The sequence below is a fragment of the Acinetobacter sp. ABJ_C4_1 genome, from assembly GCF_044538495.1.
Lineage (GTDB): Bacteria > Pseudomonadota > Gammaproteobacteria > Pseudomonadales > Moraxellaceae > Acinetobacter > Acinetobacter nosocomialis_A.
The window spans coordinates 159,578-177,964 of the sequence record NZ_JBIUCQ010000004.1 but is presented as its reverse complement, the minus strand read 5'-3'; the positions used below and the strand labels follow the sequence as shown (position 1 = coordinate 177,964).

At 40.1% G+C, this 18,387-nt stretch carries 14 protein-coding genes and 4 tRNA genes; 9 read left to right on the top strand and 9 right to left on the bottom strand.

Translation table 11 applies throughout. From position 1 onward, the window contains the following. Position 1: 1 nt before the first annotated feature. The 4 genes from ftsI to ACIF8R_RS07740 all read right to left on the bottom strand — a co-directional run bounded on the left by ftsI (position 2) and on the right by ACIF8R_RS07740 (position 4,326). The gene (gene ftsI, locus ACIF8R_RS07755) at positions 2-1,834 is read right to left on the bottom strand and encodes a penicillin-binding protein PBP3 (protein ID WP_263614742.1); all 1,833 of its coding nucleotides are present in this window, start codon (positions 1,832-1,834) and stop codon (positions 2-4) included. A gap of 11 nt (positions 1,835-1,845) precedes the next feature. Beyond that, positions 1,846-2,178 carry a cell division protein FtsL gene (locus ACIF8R_RS07750; protein ID WP_396462580.1) on the bottom strand — a complete coding sequence of 111 codons (333 nt, stop codon included), beginning with the start codon at positions 2,176-2,178 and terminating at the stop codon, positions 1,846-1,848. Beyond that, positions 2,178-3,101, bottom strand: coding sequence for a 16S rRNA (cytosine(1402)-N(4))-methyltransferase RsmH (gene rsmH, locus ACIF8R_RS07745; RefSeq protein WP_396480072.1), 924 nt, complete (start codon positions 3,099-3,101; stop codon positions 2,178-2,180). The genes ACIF8R_RS07750 and rsmH overlap by 1 nt, the downstream gene beginning before the upstream one ends. 226 nt (positions 3,102-3,327) lie before the next feature. Continuing rightward, positions 3,328-4,326, bottom strand: a complete 999-nt coding sequence (locus tag ACIF8R_RS07740) for a sulfate ABC transporter substrate-binding protein (RefSeq protein ID WP_396480070.1) — start codon at positions 4,324-4,326, stop codon at positions 3,328-3,330. Between the two features lie 400 nt (positions 4,327-4,726). Between ACIF8R_RS07740 and ACIF8R_RS07735 the strand changes: the two genes are divergently transcribed. From ACIF8R_RS07735 to ACIF8R_RS07700, 8 genes are all read left to right on the top strand, one after another. After that, positions 4,727-5,026 carry a DUF4179 domain-containing protein gene (locus ACIF8R_RS07735; protein WP_311086534.1) on the top strand — a complete coding sequence of 100 codons (300 nt, stop codon included), beginning with the start codon at positions 4,727-4,729 and terminating at the stop codon, positions 5,024-5,026. A gap of 117 nt (positions 5,027-5,143) precedes the next feature. After that, positions 5,144-6,652 carry a glutamate--tRNA ligase gene (gene gltX, locus ACIF8R_RS07730; protein ID WP_311086535.1) on the top strand — a complete coding sequence of 503 codons (1,509 nt, stop codon included), beginning with the start codon at positions 5,144-5,146 and terminating at the stop codon, positions 6,650-6,652. Positions 6,653-6,709: 57 nt separating this feature from the next. After that, positions 6,710-6,785: transfer RNA gene (locus ACIF8R_RS07725), tRNA-Ala, on the top strand. Positions 6,786-6,810: 25 nt separating this feature from the next. Further along, positions 6,811-6,886, top strand: a tRNA-Glu gene (locus ACIF8R_RS07720). A 135-nt stretch (positions 6,887-7,021) separates the two neighbouring features. After that, a complete protein-coding gene (locus ACIF8R_RS07715) occupies positions 7,022-8,440 on the top strand; it encodes an amino acid permease (RefSeq protein WP_311069812.1) in 1,419 nt (472 codons plus the stop codon). Positions 8,441-8,557: 117 nt separating this feature from the next. Further along, positions 8,558-9,442 carry a hypothetical protein gene (locus ACIF8R_RS07710; RefSeq protein ID WP_396480067.1) on the top strand — a complete coding sequence of 295 codons (885 nt, stop codon included), beginning with the start codon at positions 8,558-8,560 and terminating at the stop codon, positions 9,440-9,442. Positions 9,443-9,576: 134 nt separating this feature from the next. After that, positions 9,577-9,652, top strand: a tRNA-Glu gene (locus ACIF8R_RS07705). Positions 9,653-9,740: 88 nt separating this feature from the next. After that, positions 9,741-9,816: transfer RNA gene (locus ACIF8R_RS07700), tRNA-Glu, on the top strand. A 92-nt stretch (positions 9,817-9,908) separates the two neighbouring features. Here ACIF8R_RS07700 and ACIF8R_RS07695 read toward each other — a convergent pair. Then, a complete protein-coding gene (locus ACIF8R_RS07695; protein WP_396480065.1) occupies positions 9,909-10,856 on the bottom strand; it encodes a hypothetical protein in 948 nt (315 codons plus the stop codon). A gap of 273 nt (positions 10,857-11,129) precedes the next feature. Here ACIF8R_RS07695 and ACIF8R_RS07690 point away from each other — a divergent pair, with 273 nt between their 5' ends. Then, complete coding sequence (locus ACIF8R_RS07690; RefSeq protein ID WP_396480063.1) at positions 11,130-11,468, top strand: hypothetical protein; 339 nt, start codon at positions 11,130-11,132, stop codon at positions 11,466-11,468. A 17-nt stretch (positions 11,469-11,485) separates the two neighbouring features. On the opposite strand, the gene ACIF8R_RS07685 is transcribed toward ACIF8R_RS07690, so the two are convergent. The 4 genes from ACIF8R_RS07685 to ACIF8R_RS07670 form a co-directional block, all read right to left on the bottom strand. Continuing rightward, positions 11,486-12,442 (bottom strand): cation diffusion facilitator family transporter, encoded by a 957-nt coding sequence (locus tag ACIF8R_RS07685; protein WP_272340931.1) that lies wholly within the window; start codon positions 12,440-12,442, stop codon positions 11,486-11,488. Positions 12,443-12,573: 131 nt separating this feature from the next. Continuing rightward, complete coding sequence (locus tag ACIF8R_RS07680; RefSeq protein WP_396480061.1) at positions 12,574-15,732, bottom strand: efflux RND transporter permease subunit; 3,159 nt, start codon at positions 15,730-15,732, stop codon at positions 12,574-12,576. Beyond that, complete coding sequence (locus ACIF8R_RS07675; protein ID WP_396480059.1) at positions 15,722-16,930, bottom strand: efflux RND transporter periplasmic adaptor subunit; 1,209 nt, start codon at positions 16,928-16,930, stop codon at positions 15,722-15,724. The genes ACIF8R_RS07680 and ACIF8R_RS07675 overlap by 11 nt, the downstream gene beginning before the upstream one ends. After that, complete coding sequence (locus tag ACIF8R_RS07670; protein ID WP_396480057.1) at positions 16,930-18,339, bottom strand: TolC family protein; 1,410 nt, start codon at positions 18,337-18,339, stop codon at positions 16,930-16,932. Before ACIF8R_RS07670 ends, ACIF8R_RS07675 begins: the two co-directional genes overlap by 1 nt. Positions 18,340-18,387 lie beyond the last annotated feature (48 nt).

The window sequence follows — 18,387 nt, the reverse complement described above, 5'->3', positions numbered from 1 at the left end:
CTTACCTGCGAGTAGGATTCTGTGGAGTATTAAGTGGCTTATCAAGCGGCACGTTCATTAAACGTAGCGACTCTTGCATAATACGAGCAAAAACTGGGGCAGCAACCAAACCACCGTAATAACGACCTTGTGGATTTTCCACAACCACAATAACAGCTAAACGCGGATCACTGATTGGTGCAACGCCGGCAAATAAAGCACGATATTCACTATTTGAGTAACCCTTACCATCCGCGCGCAATTTATGAGCGGTACCTGTTTTACCACCTACTCGATAGCCTGGAATATTGGCTTGTGTCGCTGTACCACCCGGCATAGTCACTTGCTCAAGCATTAACAAGACTTGATCAGCAATTTTCGGATTAAGAACCTGCTCACCTTTAGGTGCCTGATCTAATTTATGCAAGCTTAATGGCATTTTTACGCCATGATTTGCAAGCATGGCATAGCCTTGAGCCAATTGAAGAATAGTTGCGTTTAGACCATAACCATAAGCCATAGTACCAATTTGAGAAGAGTTTAACTTACTTACAGGAAGTACTAAACCTGAACTTTCCCCTGGGAACTTCACAGCAGAACGCTTACCAAAACCAACGCGATTAAAGAAGGTTGGCAATGTCTCTTTTGGAAGTGATAAAGCAATTTTTGCAGAACCCACGTTTGAAGACTTAATAATGACACCTGTTACGGTCAAAGTCCCGTAGTTATGGGTATCACGAATGGTATGCCAACCTAAACGCATTGAACCAGGAGAGGTATTTACAATGGTATTTGGTGTGTATTGACCCGTTTCTAAAGCAGCAGAAATTGTGAATGGCTTCATGGTTGAACCTGGCTCGAACATATCGATCGCACCACGGTTACGCATAGCATCTTTATTAGACAATCCATTCTTATCATTCGGGTTATAAGATGGCCAACTGGTCATAGCCAAAATCTCACCCGTTTTAACATCAACCGCAATAGCCGTTGCTGAACGTGCATTATTCGCGACACCAGCAGCCGTCAATTCACGGTACATAATGTACTGTAAGCGAGAGTCGATACTTAAAGTGATATTTTCACCCGGCTCACCCTCACGGATTACTTCAGAAACTTTTAAACGGTTACCGCGCTTATCACGAATAATTTTTTGTTCGCCATCTACTCCGGAAAGCTGTTTATTCAACTGCATTTCCAAGCCTTCAACCCCCTGACCTTCACTGTTGGTCAAGCCAATAATTTGAGCATTTGGCTGTGGTTGCGGATAATAACGTTTATAAGTTTTTTCTGCGTAAACCCCTTGGAAGTTACCTTTCATAATGAGGTCGGCTTGTTGCGGTGGTACTTCTTTTTTCAAAACCAAATAGCGAGAACGCGGACGTGCATTCATCTGTTTTTTAAGATCAGCACGGTCAACACCGACCACATCGGCAAGCTCATCTAGGTTCAAATTTTTATCTGGTAACTGGCGTTTTAATTTACGATTCTTCGGATCTTGTTTTAGTTCAGCGGTAATTTGATCGTATAAATGTTTGGTTTCAAAATAATCACGTGGGTCCATCACAATTTTCATGATTGGACTACTAATCGCTAAAGGTACGCCGTGACGATCACTAATCACACCACGCATGGCTTCTACACGTTCAGTACGCAAAATATTGGCATTGGCCTTATTTTGTAAAAAGTCCTTATTAATGATTTGAACGTAAAATGCACGTGCAATTAATACCACAAAACACAGGAGCACCACTGCCCAGAGCAGATAAAACCGCCACATATCAAAGGCAAGACTTGGTTTTTCCGAAATAGACTGCTGTTTTTTTCGTGTTTGCTTTGTTCGCTTATCTACCATACAGCAAGGCCTTACTTATTTTGCTCTGAGGTCATCGGTAAAGAAATTACCACCGTTTCTGCAGCCGGTGGCGAAAACATTCGTAATTGTGTCACAGCACGCGTACCAATTTGAGCAGTCGCACCAAATGTTTGTTGCTCAATCAATAAACGTCCCCATTCAGCATTGAGGTCGTCACGTTCACGCATATAAGAGCTTAACTCTCTATAATCATGACGGTATTCAAATACCTGTAATACCACCATCATGGCACTGATGAAAACCAATGCCACCATGACTGTATATACCACAACTTTTTTGACCACTTTATTTTCTGTGGTTTCGATTTCATCACTGCTTTTCATTACGCGCCTTTTTGTTCCAAGCGTTCAGCAACCCGAAGCCATGCACTACGTGAACGTGGGTTCGCTTTTACTTCTTCTTCACTCGCACGAACCCGTGAAATTTTCTTTAATCTTCTCGTATCAATCTGTTGTTGAGGCATGCCCCAACCAGAGTCCTCTGCAAGCGTTGATTCTTTTTGAATAAACTGTTTAATCAACCGGTCTTCAAGCGAATGGAAGCTGATCACAGACAAACGTCCTTCTGGTTTAAGCAAGTCTACAGCTTGCGGCAAAAACACTTCAATATCATCTAGTTCTTTGTTAATAGCAATACGAATTGCCTGAAAAGTACGCGTAGCCGGATGCTTATGTTTTTCCCATTTTGGGTGGGCTGTTTTTACAAGTTCAGCCAATTGTGCTGTCGTATCTAATTTTCCAGCCTGTTTAATTGCTTTAGCAATACGTCGACTATATCGTTCTTCACCATATTGATAAATGATATTCGCCAACTGCTCCTCTTCAATTTCAAGCAACCACTCGGCAGCCGTCAATCCTTTAGAGTTATCCATACGCATGTCCAAAGGACCATCCTGCATAAAACTAAAGCCGCGTTCAGCTTGATCTAATTGAGGAGAAGACACACCTAAGTCTGCCATAATTCCATCGACACTTTGCACCCCAATTTCCTGCATTTTTTCTTTAATTTCAGCAAAACTTGCATGAATAATAGTAAATCTTGGGTCTTCTTGTGCTAAAGCAGCCGCAACTTCCAGAGCTTGAGGGTCTTTATCAAAGGCATATACTCGGGCATTTTCATCGAGTTTAGACAATAATAAGCGCGTATGCCCGCCCCGTCCAAAGGTTGCATCGATATACACCCCAGTTGTGCGATCTGCCAATAAGCTTTCAACGGTCTCAAAAAGTAAGACAGAAATATGCGACATAGGAGTTAAATCATAGCGTAAAAATGTAACTGCACATTATCACCTTGTTTATGATGAACACCAAACGGCTTTTTGTAGGAAAATATTAATTTTTCATAGAGAAAACCGTTTTCTTTGCATTTTTTAAGCAAAATAAAAAAGCAAGCTCACCTTTTCAGGTTCACTTGCTTCAATATTAAAAGTTTAAGTAATTTTTTAACGGATACTCTAGCTATATTTATTTCTACTATTTTCCTTCATAAATCTGATCGAAGATGGCTCCATTGACAAAGTGAGTTTGCTGAGCTTTTGCCCACCCACCAAAAACATCGTTAATCGTAAATAATTTAATTTTTGGAAATTGTGCTGCATATTTTGCAGCGACCTGAGGATTACGTGGACGGAAATAATGTTTAGCGGCCAACTCTTGCCCTAAAGGTGAATATAAGAAGTTGAGATAGCCTTTTGCCAAAGTACGGTTACCGTCCTTGTCGACTGTTTTATCTACAATAGCAACAGAAGGCTCTGCCAAAATTGAAATGGATGGATAAACAATTTCATATTTATCTTTATCAAGGCCTTTGGTTGCCAATAATGCTTCGTTCTCCCATGAAAGTAGAACATCTCCAATTCCACGCTCAGCAAATGTAGTCAGCGAACCACGTGCCCCAGAATCTAACACTTTGACATTGTGATAAAGTTTTTTAACCAGCTCTTTTGCTTTGGTATCATTTCCACCCGGCTGTTTTAAAGCATATCCCCATGCAGAAAGATAAATCCAGCGCGGTGCTCCACCCGTTTTCGGATTAGGCGTAATAATTTCAACGCCAGGTTTAGTTAAGTCATTCCAATCACGAATATTTTTTGGATTACCTTTCCTAACCAGAAAAACAACTGTAGATGTATAAGGTGCCGAGTTATTAGGAAACTCTTTTTGCCAGTTCGGCTGGATATATCCGGCTTTAACAATTTCATCAATATCATTTGCTAAAGCCAAAGTCACCACATCTGCTTGAAGGCCTGTCGCTACAGCTCGAGCCTGTTTCCCAGAACCACCATGGGATTGTTTAAAATCAACGTCCTGACCTGTACGTTGCTTCCAGAATTTTCCAAAAGCCTGATTATATTCTTGGTAAAATTCGCGAGTTGGATCATAAGAAACATTTAAAAATGTAGTCGCAGCCTGTACTGCACTTACGGCTAACCCCATATATGTAGCAACCGCAATTATTGCTATTCTTTTCATTTATAAAAACCAATTTCATTTTTAAACTATACTATATTTTTATGTTTTCATTTTTCCATCAAATACTTATAACAATTCAAGGTTTGCTAATCACTTTAAATGATATACTTTTTGCTTAGTTTTTATTCATATTTTAGAAAAGTTTTGTAATTATTCTTATAGTTTATTTATAGTCTTCACTTTATCTACACATTAATTTGTTAAATAATGAGACGTAATGGATACAGATAGGCTACATTTAAAAGATACCAACGTAAAATAAAGGTATTTTTTGTAAAAAGTGTGACATAGTTCTACTTTTTTATTAAAATTTATGTTTGAATCGTAGCGTTACCGTAATTTTACATTTGGTTAAACTCAAAAAATAGACGAAATGTACGTACTGAGGGGATGAGTAAAAATGAAAACTAAGTATGGAAAAGCTTTGAGTTTGGGTTTGGTGCTCAGTTTTGCATCACAATTATCTGTTGCCGCAGCACTCAAAGATACACCGAGCAAAGGCGTTTCGGACCGTCAGTCTTCGCTTATTGAAAAAGCGCTAGACCAACAAAAACGCAATACTATAGCCTTACCATCTACAGATGATGAGCTAAAAGTACTTAACACTATTCGTGTGACACCTACTCAAAATTTTCTTGCTGCACAGCATGAACGTTTTTCACGTTTTGTTCAGGCAATCTTCCAGCCACATACTTCTTAATATTTGAAACGGCCCCTCATCGTTTCAAATTAAGCCCAGTCTGCCGTTAAATAAAAACGTCAGAATACTGGGCTTTTTCGTTATAATAGTTTCAATTTTTATTTTGACCCATTATCTATGAAAGTTCGTACTCGTATTGCACCTTCTCCTACTGGTTTCCCTCATGTTGGTACTGCCTACATTGCCTTATTCAACATGTGTTTTGCGAAACAACATGGCGGGGAATTTATTTTAAGAATTGAAGATACAGACCAACTTCGCTCTACACCAGAATCTGAAAAAATGATTTTAGATTCTTTACGTTGGTTAGGTTTAAACTGGTCTGAAGGTCCAGATGTGGGTGGGCCTCACGCACCTTATCGCCAATCAGAGCGCATGGGAATTTATAAGCAATACGCGTTAGAACTTGTTGAAAAAGGTCATGCTTTTTACTGTTTCGCGACAGCAGAAGAACTGGACCAAATGCGTGCTGAACAGCAAGCACGTGGTGAAACACCAAAATATGATGGCCGTGGCTTAAAGCTTTCTCAAGAAGAAGTCACTCGCCGTCTCGAAGCGGGTGAACCTCATGTCATTCGTATGAAAGTACCAGAAGAAGGCGTGTGTAAATTTAACGACTTACTCCGTGGGGAAGTAGAAATTCCTTGGGCACAAGTCGACATGCAAGTCCTTCTTAAAACAGATGGTTTACCAACTTACCATTTAGCCAATGTTGTTGATGACCACTTAATGGAAATCACGCATGTATTACGTGGTGAAGAATGGCTTCCATCTGCACCGAAGCATCAGTTGCTTTACCAATACTTTGGTTGGGAAATGCCAACCCTTTGCCACATGCCATTATTACGTAACCCAGATAAATCAAAGTTATCTAAACGTAAAAACCCAACATCAATTAACTACTACCGCGATATCGGTGTTCTACCAGAAGCCTTACTCAACTATTTAGGCCGTATGGGCTGGTCAATGCCAGATGAGCGTGAAGTATTTACTCTTCAAGACATGATGGATCACTTTGATATTCAACGTGTATCTTTGGGTGGTCCGATTTTTGATGTCGAAAAACTCAATTGGTTAAATGGTCAATGGATTAAAGGCTTAACACCAGGCCAACTATTAGATCGTTTATTAACATGGAAAAGTGATCGCAGCACTTTAGAAGACATTGCTGCCGCTATTCAACCACGTATTAATTTACTTTCTGAAGCTGTGAATTGGGCTGGTTTTTACTTTAACCATATGCCACAAATTACAGCCGAAATGTTTGAAAGTAAAAAATTGACTCAAGAACAAGTTCGTCAAAGCTTACAATTTGCAATTTGGCGTCTTGAAGGTCAGTTTACTTGGAATAATGACACGGTTAGCCAAACCTTAATGGACTTGGCAAATCAGATGGGTATTAAATTACGTGACTTTATGCCAGCGTTCTTTATTGCAATTGCCGGTTCAACCAGCTCAACACCAGTGATGCAATCAATGGTTACGCTTGGCCCTGATTTAACCTTTGCTCGTTTACGACATGCATTAGAAATTGTGGGTGCACCGAGCAAAAAAGAAGTAAAAATCTGGGAAAAGCTCAATGAAAGCTTAAAATTGCCGAAAAATGAAGCAACTAGCGAAGCTTAATTCATTTTTTTATTGACGTGTGGGCGCATTCAACCTAATATTGCGCTCACACAAACTGGGGCCATAGCTCAGTTGGTAGAGCGCTACAATGGCATTGTAGAGGTCAGCGGTTCGATCCCGCTTGGCTCCACCAAGATCCTTTGTGTTTGCCTCATCAAGTCCCTATCGTCTAGAGGCCTAGGACATCGCCCTTTCACGGCGGTAACCGGGGTTCGAATCCCCGTAGGGACGCCATTTTCTTTTTGAAAAATTCATTTTAAAGACTCTTTCGTCACCTTCCTGTCTATTCTTTGACACCTTCTTGATTGCACATTTGTCTATTTTATCTAAAATAGCGTCTTTCTCAAATTCTCTCAATGTGTATGTAATATGCAGCCATCTGACAATCAACTAGATGCTCAGCATCAGAACAGTACTGCACCTTTAAAAAGAGCCATGAGTACTCGCCACCTTGTGATGTTATCGCTAGGGGGAGCAATCGGTACTGGTTTATTTTTGGGTTCAGGGGAAGTCATTTCACAAACTGGACCTATTGGCGCAATTATTGCCTACATTCTTGGGGGTGCGATTGCTTACATGGTTATGCTCTGCTTAGGCGAGCTGGCTGTCCACATGCCTGTTTCTGGCTCTTTTGGTGCATATGCGCAAAAGTACATTAGCCCAAGTACAGGTTACATGATTTCATGGATGTATTGGTTAACTTGGACAGCAACGCTAGGAACCGAGTTTACCGCTGCTGCTCTACTTATGCAGGAATGGTTTCCACAAATTTCAATGTGGATCTGGACACTTATTTTTGCAGTGACTATTTTTGGACTAAATATTAGTTCAACTCGAGTATTCGCCGAGTCAGAGTTCTGGCTAGCACTGGTTAAGGTCGTTACCGTTATTGCCTTTATTGTGCTTGGGTTATTAGCCATTTTTGGTTTAATTCCTTTTCATGGCGCTCAAACTGCCCCTCTGTTTAGTAATTTAACCGCCCAAGGCTGGTTCCCACACGGTTTCCTTCCTATCTTTACGACCATGCTGATTGTGAATTTTGCGTTCTCTGGAACAGAACTGATTGGTGTGGCTGCTGGTGAAACGAAAGATCCTGCACAGAACGTCCCTAAAGCGATTAATGCTGCAATCTGGCGTCTTCTTATCTTCTTTGTAGGCACCATTATTGTGATTAGCGCATTACTTCCTTTCCAGCTTGCAGGCTTAAGCAGTGAAAGTGTAAGTAGCAGTCCTTTCGTTACTGTATTTAATTACATCGGGATTCCATATGCTGATGACATCATTCGTTTTGTAATTATTACGGCACTGCTCTCAGCAGCAAATTCAGGTTTGTATGCAGCTTCACGAATGATGTGGTCTTTATCAGAACAAAAACTACTTCCAAGTGTATTTGCCACACTTTCAAAAAGTGGAACACCTATTGTTGCTCTGGTTGTTACCATGTTTGGCGCAATCCCAGGTTTGTTATCGGAACAGTTTGCACCTGAAACCATCTTTAAAAACTTACTCGGTGTTGCAGCTTTTACCATGGTTATTGTCTGGATGAGTATTTGTTTAAGTCAGTTCAATTTCCGTAGGCACTGGTACCGAGCTGGTCATACAGTTAAAGATTTAAAATATGCCGCACCACTATTCCCTATCGTTCCAATTTTAGGTTTTCTTTTCTGCTTTATTACCTGTTTAAGTATGGCAGCTGACCCTCAAATGCGAGCTGGTTTTGTAGGTTGCTTAATTTTTACTGCTTTATGCTATGTAAGTTACTTTATTTTTTATCGCGACAAAGCTTAAGTGCTTGTAATTAAAAAGTGTAGCAAAAAGCTACACTTTTTTTTTGCCTAGATACTGGCTTTATAGAATCTACCGTTGTAGATTAAAATTTATATTAAAAACAATTCTTTGCCTACAATGAAAATTATATTTATCCATGGGATGAATCAGCAGAATTACACCGCACATCGTTTAAAGGAGCATTGGCTAAAAGTATTTAAACTGGGCTTAAAACAATTACATTGTAGAGTTAATTTAAGAGATCTACATATACATATGCCATTTTATGGCGATTTAATGACGAAATATCAATTATCTAATCAATTAGACCTAAACACCTTACTTCCAAAATCTTTTAACTTTCACTTACCTATCCATTTACATCAACAACCCAATGCCCCTAAGGAACATACTCCTTTTGTGCCCCATCTTCCCCTTTCTCCAGACCAACCAGCAGAAAGTTTATCAGAACGCTTATATTTGACTTCACAGTTAGTAAAAGATCGTGTTCTTAAAGAAATGGTGGTTCTTTTAAATAATTTCCCCAAACTACATGAGAGCTTAATTCAACAATTCTTGATTGAAACTTACATGTATTTATCCAATCCTGACTTTATGTACGAAGTTCACCAAAGAATTTTAAAACAAATGCACGATGATGAAGAGTGCATTGTAGTCGCGCACTCATTAGGTTCTGTGATCGCATTTCACTTGTTATCAGATCCGGCTTATCATTTTTCAGTACAACGCTTTGTTACCTTGGCTTCACCACTTTCTTTTCGGGTGATCCAAAGTAAACTTCCCATTCCAATTGAACGACCAAAATGCCTCAATGGTGATTGGTATAATTTCTACTCAAAAGATGATTTTTTAACTGCTTTCCCGTTAAGTGAAGCACCTTTTGATTTTACCCCGCCCATCATTAATCAAGAAATTTTTACTTTTGCTAACCAACCCCATGAAATTGTGGGTTACTTACAGCATCACGAAGTTATTAAAGCCATTATCGAGCCTTTTCAATAAAAATTAGCTATAAATGACTATATTTTCTACAATTTGAGTTATTTTTAAGCGCTTGACTGTTTTTTTTAATATTTCTTCAGAAAACTATTTGACACTTTTATTAAATCGACCTAATATACGCCCACCTCTGAAACGTCCCTATCGTCTAGAGGCCTAGGACATCGCCCTTTCACGGCGGTAACCGGGGTTCGAATCCCCGTAGGGACGCCACTAAATTCGAGGAAAAGCAAAGATTAATTATCTTTGCCGAGAATTTAGGCAAGCAGTTTACTGCGCGCAGGTAACTAGCCTCATATAAGTCCCTATCGTCTAGAGGCCTAGGACATCGCCCTTTCACGGCGGTAACCGGGGTTCGAATCCCCGTAGGGACGCCAAATTCTAAAAAGCCACTGCATAATGACAGTGGCTTTTTTCTTATATAGACAATAAAAAAGCTGATCATCAATCAGCTTCTCATCAATATAATTTAATTCGCAATTCCAACTTGAACTTCAAGACGACCTGATTGAACACGCAGACCTTTTATTTCAAATTGATCTACCAGTTGCTGCACAAGCTCACGGCTTTCTCTCAAAATATTGAGCCCCGGTAAAATACTAAAGTCTGTCAAGCTTAAAAGTTTTTCTACCATCCATGAACGGTTGTTAATGAAGTCAATAAATCCTGCCTGTTCAAGATCAATAAACCACATACGATGACCATCACGCTGAATGCCTGGAATATCACGAATCAAATGATTAATCAGAGATGGTATAGGCAACATATTAATGACTTCAAAACCGACTCGCCCAATTCGACGGACTGCCCAATTCGACAATGTTCCACCATGACGAATTTGCACATCTAGACTCTCATCCATTTGGCGTAAGCGTAAGAATTTTTCTTGCCCAATACGGCATTCCAATACCCGAAAATCTAAACTAAGCCGATACAGGAAACGATGATAGTGTCCATCAATTTCAACCTGAAACCGATCATTACCACATTGAACTTTAATATCATCAATTTCTGAACGATCTATTCGTTTACGAATTTGGCTGTTTAACAACATTTCAGGCAAATATAAATTCAGCGTACTCTTACCTAGAAAAGTACGGGCCATAATTAACGCAACCTGACGCGCAGTTTCACTGGTTTCAGACACCATATCTCTAACAGTTCCTGCTGCCAGATTGGTCATGCCAACGACTCCACGCTTTGTATGAGTTGTTACATGGTCTAAAGCATCTAAAGCCGCATCTGCAACCTCGGCAAGATTACGTGTCGTATCATTAGCAAACCCGACGGCATCATGAGCATGTTGCAAGGTCTTATGCAGCAAACGGCGTGAGAATGACAGTTTTATAGGGTCAGGGTTCCCTGAAACTGTTGATGTCGTTATAGGCTCCGACTTATTGTCATCTTCTTGACCCAAGTCCCTCTCCTTTTTATATTTCTTTCGCATCCTATTAATCAGCTTTTCAGCTCATTTCCAGTGTTGAACACACTTGGTTTTTATCTAGATTAGCATGCTCTACAGTATTATTTTAACTTTTATGTGTACGCATAAATCATCATTTTTTTATATATGCTTGTTTCAAAAAAGTATTTTATATCTAATTATCACCTCACTTTTTTAAAGCCCTACAAATTTTTTCCTTTCTCTGCATTTCCGTTAGAATAGATTCAAATTTAATGTGGAGCTGTCATGCAATATCGTTGCCCTCAATGTCAAAGTGTTAAAATTATGCCTGTAAGCCAAGGTGTTAACAGTGCCAAGCCTGTTGTGCCTAAGAGCTTAGTGATTTTAGTTCCTGCTATTTTTGTACTATTACTCTTGGTTGTGATTAGTATTTTTATGTGGATTTTTGGCAATGGTGCAGGCACTTCTCTACAAATTGCAACGGTCGTTGTTTTTGTTGTGACTTTAGGGGCAAGTTTTATGTTCTGGCGTGATTTGCCGGACTTTAAATTGTCTATGCAAGCATTTATGCAGTCACAAAAACACTGGAAATGTCGTGACTGCAATCACGAATGGGAAATTTAAAAAGTATTCACATCAGCTTAGTGCTGATGTGAATGTTCTTTGTCAGTCTCATCATGCTCATGTGAAGCATGTTGAGCGATATGCTGGCAATTAATCTCAGCATCATCTTCAATTTGCAATGTCACTTCACCAATACCATGCTCATGAGAAAGCATTTCAACAGCATCTTGATAGAGCTTAGTACGGTCAGCTTCAGGCGCAAATAAGTGCACGGTTAAATGGATGTTTTTAGACGTAATCGCCCATACCTTGAGTTGGTGAATACTTTCAACACCATTTAAAGACAATAAATCTGCACGTAACTTTTCGATATCGACTTCTTCGGGTACGCCTTCGAGCAAAATATTGATACTTTGTTTGAGCAAAACCCATGTTCTCGGTAATACCCAAAAACCAATCAGTACCGCAATAATCGTATCGACCCAGTACCAGTTGGTGAAGTAAATCACAACTGCACCAATAATAACGCCAACCGAGCCTAGCGCATCACTCAATACCTCTAAATAAGCACCTTTTACATTTAAGCTGTTATTGGCACTCGACATGAGGATTTTCATTGAGATGAGGTTAATCACCAAACCAATGGTTGCCACAATGAGCATGCCCACACTTTGAATTTCAGGTGGCTGAGAGAAGCGGATATAGGCTTCGTATAAAATATAAATTGCCACCACGAAAAGCATGAGTGCATTAAATAATGCAGCCAAAATTTCAAAGCGCTGATAACCAAAAGTACGTTTATTATCGGCTGGACGCTTTGCGATCTGAATTGCAACCAAAGCAATTGCCAAAGCAGCAGCATCAGTAAACATATGTGCAGCGTCGGAGAGTAATGCCAAACTTTGCGTGATTAAACCAGCAACAACCTCAACAATTAAAAATGTTGAGGTGAGTGCTAAAGCAATCATTAATTTCTTAGCATTACCTTCAGTCACTACAGCATGACTATGATCATGACCATGTTGTCCACCCATTTTGCGGACTCCTTATTATTTATCTTTATGGAGAGGTAAAAGTAATGATAGATACATCTCTACTTTTACCTCTTTCAAACACTTTTTTGAATTGACGCTATCATCAAAAAAGATATCTCAAAACGATGACATTATGAATGCTCAGTGCTTTTCGTTTTGCTTTCATTCATCCATCGATAAATCACAGGCAATAGAACCAGAGTTAATATCGTAGATGAAATAATGCCACCAATAACGACTGTTGCCAAAGGTCGTTGTACTTCTGCTCCGGTTCCTGTCGCCAAGGCCATTGGAATAAAACCAAGTGAAGCAACAAATGCTGTCATTAATACTGGACGTAATCGTAATACCGCTCCTTTCCAAGTTGCTGCATGAACATCTAAAGTTGCTCTCAGTTCTTTAATGAACGTGAGCATGACCAAACCATTCAATACTGCAACACCCGATAAAGCGATGAATCCAACCCCAGCAGACATGGAAAGTGGAATATCCCTCAACCATAAAGCCACTAATCCGCCAGACAAAGCGAAAGGAACTCCGCTAAACACCAGTAAGCTGTCTTTAAAATTACTAAATACAGCCATCAGCAACACAAAGATCATGATGAGTGCCATTGGTACGACAACCTGCATTCTTGCTGTAGCAGAAGCAAGATTTTCAAATTGTCCTCCATAACCTAACCAGTAACCGCTAGGTAGCTTTTGCTGCGCCAGTTTGCTTTGCATCTCTTGTACAAAAGACCCAAGGTCACGATCACGCACATTTGCTGTCACAATGACGCGGCGCTTACCATTTTCACGGCTTACTTGAGCAAGGCCTAGAATATTCTCAACCTTAGCAACGTCTTGTAACTGGATCAGACCACCATTTGGTAAACGAATCGGTAACTGGGCTAACTGCTGAGGTGTACGCATGTTTTCCTGTAAACGAATCACAAAATCGAAACGTCTATCGCCCTGTAAAATTTGCCCTACACTCTGTCCCCCAATACTCGCAGCAACAATATCCTGAATAGACTTGACTGATAAACCGTATTGGGCAGCTAATGCATGATCAACATCTACATTCAGTAATGGCAACCCGTCAGTCTGTTCAACTTTGACTTCACTAGCACCCGGAATGCTACGTAGCTGTTGGGCTATTTTCTCTGCTTCCTGATTGAGGACCTGCATATCATCCCCAAAAATTTTCACCCCAATATCACTACGTACACCTGAAATGAGCTCATTAAAACGTAGTTCAATCGGTTGCGAAAATTCACTGTTATTACCAGGAATCTGGTTCACGAATTGCAGCATTCTGGTACGCAATTCATCTATCGTTTCTTTAGGGTTTGGCCATTGATCGTGTGGTTTTAATAAAACAATACCATCGGAAATATTAGGAGGCATAACATCTGTAGCAACCTCGGCTGTTCCTGTTCTTGCAAAAATGGCTTTAATTTCGGGAAAAGCTTTCAATAACTGCTTTTCCACATTCTCCTGAATCTTAAGCGACTCTTCTATGCCAGTGCTTGGAGCACGCATGAGTTGCAACGCAAAATCACCTTCACTTAACTGAGGTGCGAACTCACTACCCACTCTTGTCGCAATCGCACTTGTCAAAATCAAGATGCTGACTGCTGCTGTAACAACAACATATCGAAAGGCATATGCTTTATCGAGTAAACCTGCATAACCTTTTTTCAAGGTCATCATCCAACGGCTTTCTTTTTCCTTCACTTCACCCGTAACAAACAGAGCCACTGCTGCCGGCACAAAGGTCACAGATAAAATAATTGCTCCCAATAATGCTAAGACAACAGTCATTGCCATAGGATGGAACATTTTTGCTTCTACGCCTGCTAAAGCAAAAATTGGTAGGTACACGACCATAATAATGATCTGACCAAATATTAATGGTCGGCGTGCCTGTTTAGCTGCGAGAAAGACCTCTGTAAAGCGTTCTGAACGCGTTAATAAGCGACCTTTTAAATGCTGTGCTTCAGCCAAACGCCGAATACAGTTTTCAACAATAACAACTGCCCCATCTACAATGATCCCGAAGTCCAAAGCTCCTAGACTCATGAGGTTGGCACTGATTTTCTGTTCTGCCATACCTGTTAAGGTAAAAAGCATTGCCAACGGGATAATACAAGCAGTGATTAAAGCAGCACGAAAGTTTCCTAAAAAAATGAAAAGAATAACGATGACTAAAATCGCCCCTTCAATCAAATTTTTGGCTACTGTTTTAATTGCTTTATCTACGAGGTTGCTACGATCATAGACTGTTTCAATCACAATACCTTGAGGGAGTGATCTTTGAATTTCCTGAACTTTCTGATCAATCGCTTTGGCAATGGTTTTACTGTTTTCACCCATCATCATCATGGCGATACCTAAAACAGTTTCCTGTCCATTATAGGTAGCCCCACCAGTACGCAAGTCATGACCAATCGATACTGAGGCCACATCGGCAACCCGTATAGGTAAACCGTTTTTCGTGGCGACCGTAACATTCTGAATGTCTTGTATCGACGTCAGCATACCCGGAACACGAACTGTGAGTTGCTGGCCATTCTCTTCAATAAATCCAGCACCACGGTTTTCATTGTTATTTTGAAGCGCATCCTGTAAATCAGTGAGTGGAATTTGCAACTGTTGTAACCGTGTCAGATCTGGAGAGACCACATAGGTTTTGTTATATCCACCAATGCTATTAACCTCGGCTACCCCTTGTACACGTTGTAACTGGGGCCGAATAATCCAGTCTTGAATTTCACGCAGGTCCATCGCGCTATAGGCTGAACCATCTGCTTTTTTGGCATTTGGCTCGGCTTTCACCACCCATTGATAAATCTCACCGAGTCCAGTTGAAATTGGAGACATTTGCGGATCAATACTATCGGGTAAAGCACTCTTAGCTTCTTGTAACCGCTGGTTAATCAGCTGCCTTGCCCAGTAAATGTCAGTACCATCTTTAAAGATAATGGTGACCTGAGAAAGACCATATCTGGAAATTGAACGAGTCTGCTCCAGATTTGGAATGCCGGACATGGCATTTTCAATCGGATAAGTGATCCTTTGCTCAACTTCAGGTGCCGTAAAACCATTGGCCTGACTATTGATTTGTACCTGTACGTTGGTGATATCTGGCACGGCATCAATTGAAAGTTTTTGGTAGCTATAAATTCCAACACCGATCCAAGCAATGACAAACATCATGACCCAAATGGCGTTGTTAATTGAAAACTGAATGATCCGATCAAACAAACCTTCAGCCTCTGGCAAATCAGGTTTATTAATGTCCATGCTCAGCCTCCCCTTTTTCAAGTTCGGACTTGAGCAAGAAACTACCTTGAGTCACATATTGCTGCTTTTCAGTAATTCCTGATTTAACCTCGACCCATTGTGCATCTGAAGAATAATTGCCTAACTCCACAGTAACTGGAGCGAAATGAATTTTGTCCTTCTCCTGTTTTGCAACAAAGACTACATTCTTTCCATCAATCTGTTGTACCGCTGCCTTGTTAACCCGTAATACAGTCGTGGCATTATTTTGTTTCAGTAACACATTGACCATTAAGTTAGGACGTAATTCTTTTGAAGGTGTCAGCACCTTGGCACGGACCTGTAAACGACCAGTTTGAGTATCCGCTTCTGAAGTTAAGCTTTGCACCTGTGCTTTGAAAATATTATTCGTTTGCAACGATTTAAATTCAATTTCCTGATTAGGCTGAATATTGGTATTTGCACTCGGTAGCACAAACTCAACCCATAACTGATCTAGGCGATCAATAACAAATAACTGTTTATCAGGACCAATTTGCTCACCAATCACAATATCTTTATTACTGATTACACCGCTTAAAGGCGCAGTTAAAACATATCGGCCTTTACTTGAGCGATTCGCCCCCAAGGCACTTAAACGGCTATTTGCAGCCTGCACCTGAATTTGCGCCTGACGATAAGCATTATAAGCTTTCTGATAATCTTGACGTGCTGAAACACCTTGTTCCCACAATTGTTTTTCACGCTGATAATCTTGCTGCGCTAATGTCAGTGCTTCTTGCGCCATGCTTAAGTTAGCTTGTTGATCAACTAAATCTGGTACAAATAAAGTCGCCAGGGCCTGACCCTTTTCAACTTGTTGTCCCAGTGCAACATTTACACTGTCTACTCGTGCAGAAAAAGTTGAAGAGACATGTGCTTGCTGGTCTGTGTTTACGACAAGTTTGGCAGGATAAGAAAGGCTCTGCTCAACTTCTCCACGCCCTACTTGCTCTAACTTCACGCCATATTCAACCAGTTGCTTAGAAGTCAGGTTTAAACTTCCTTCCTCTTTTTCAGACTCACCATGGCCAGCTTCACCTTCTGCATGCCCTTCTTCACTTTTCTCGGTATTGGACTGTTTTTTTCCAGAGAAAAATAACCAAGCACTTAAAGTAAGACAGACAATCAGTAACAAAAGAGCAATAAGCCATTGGTTTTTTAATTTTTTAACTGACATTACTCTGCCCCTCCAACTGTCGGCAACTTATAGGTGTCTTGCCATAAATTTTGATTAATTTGATTTAATGCATCTCCAGACATCACCATGTTTGGATCGATTCCGAGAGCTAAACTTTCTGCCTCAATTGCTTTTTGCCAAGCAGATTTAAGGAGTTGAACTTTTTTCAAACGTTGTTCTTGTAATTGAAGGGTAGATTGCTGGACGTCAGTAATTGCAAATTTACCAACTTTAAAGCCAAGCAACATTTTCTCCTGTACCGTCTCTGATAAAGGAATCTGTTGCTCATTCATTAAATTATATTGCTGCTTCAAACCAGCCAACTCGTACTGTAGGGTACGAATAGAATTCAGACTTTGCTTTTTATAAAAGCTTTGCTGCTGGTCAATTAAATCAAGTTTGCTTCGGGCAGCTTTCAACGCATATTGCTGGCGATTAAAAATATTTAAAGGAACCGCAATACCTACTCGTATCTGATTTTCGGTACTGCTCGTTTCTGCAGTTTTACTACGAACCACGCCCATATTTACGGTAGGCGTAGGGCGATTTTTTGCCTTTAAATAATTAATTTCAGAATTTTGTTGGATTGCTTGAAGCCGCATGGACTGTTCTAACAAATTCTGTTTTAAGTATTGATCGATATCACCTTCATTTTTTAAAGGCCACGCACTTTTTATATCTGGACGTAACGTGAAGTTATCTTCCGTCTCACCCCATAAGTTCGCCAATTTTCTTTTGGCACTACTCAGAGATAATTCAACTTCCTGATACAAACGCTGGTTTTCAACATGCGTCATTAAAGTCCGATCTAAATCAACCTGAGCAATACTACCCGCCTGAAAACGTAAACGGGTCGCATCTAAAAGGTTTTTACTCGTTCTTAACTGTGCTTTAGCAACTTCATGTTCAAGCTCTAAAATCGATACTTGTGACCATAAATATTTGACTGCCAGCTTTAGCTGAGCCTCATATAAAACCTGATTCAACTCAACTTGGTTTTGCTGAACACTTGCCAGTTTTTTTGCTGCGGAACGCACACCAAAAATATCTAGTTTTTGCGAGATCCCAAGTTCTAGTTCCTGATCTTTTCCAGATTTAAAACCCGTTTGCTGTACAGAAACCGTCGGATTTTCCCATAGCTGGCTCTGTTTGATATTGCTCTCTGCAATGTCTTGTTGAGTTTGCCAAATTCCTGTTTGAGTCTGAAATTGCTTAACCTGATCGAGAACTTGCTCAAACGTTAAAACATTCTGTACACGCTGCGGTTGAGTATTCTCAGCAAGGTTCTGATTTGAACTGGCTGCATTTGTTACGACACTAGTTGAAAGCGCAACAGCAACAACTAATGATTTAAGTACCCAAGATGTGCTCAGACTAACGAAACGTTTTTCGTATAAAAAAATAGACATAAATTAACCCTATGAAATAAATAATATTTCTGGTGGGTTATTTTTCGG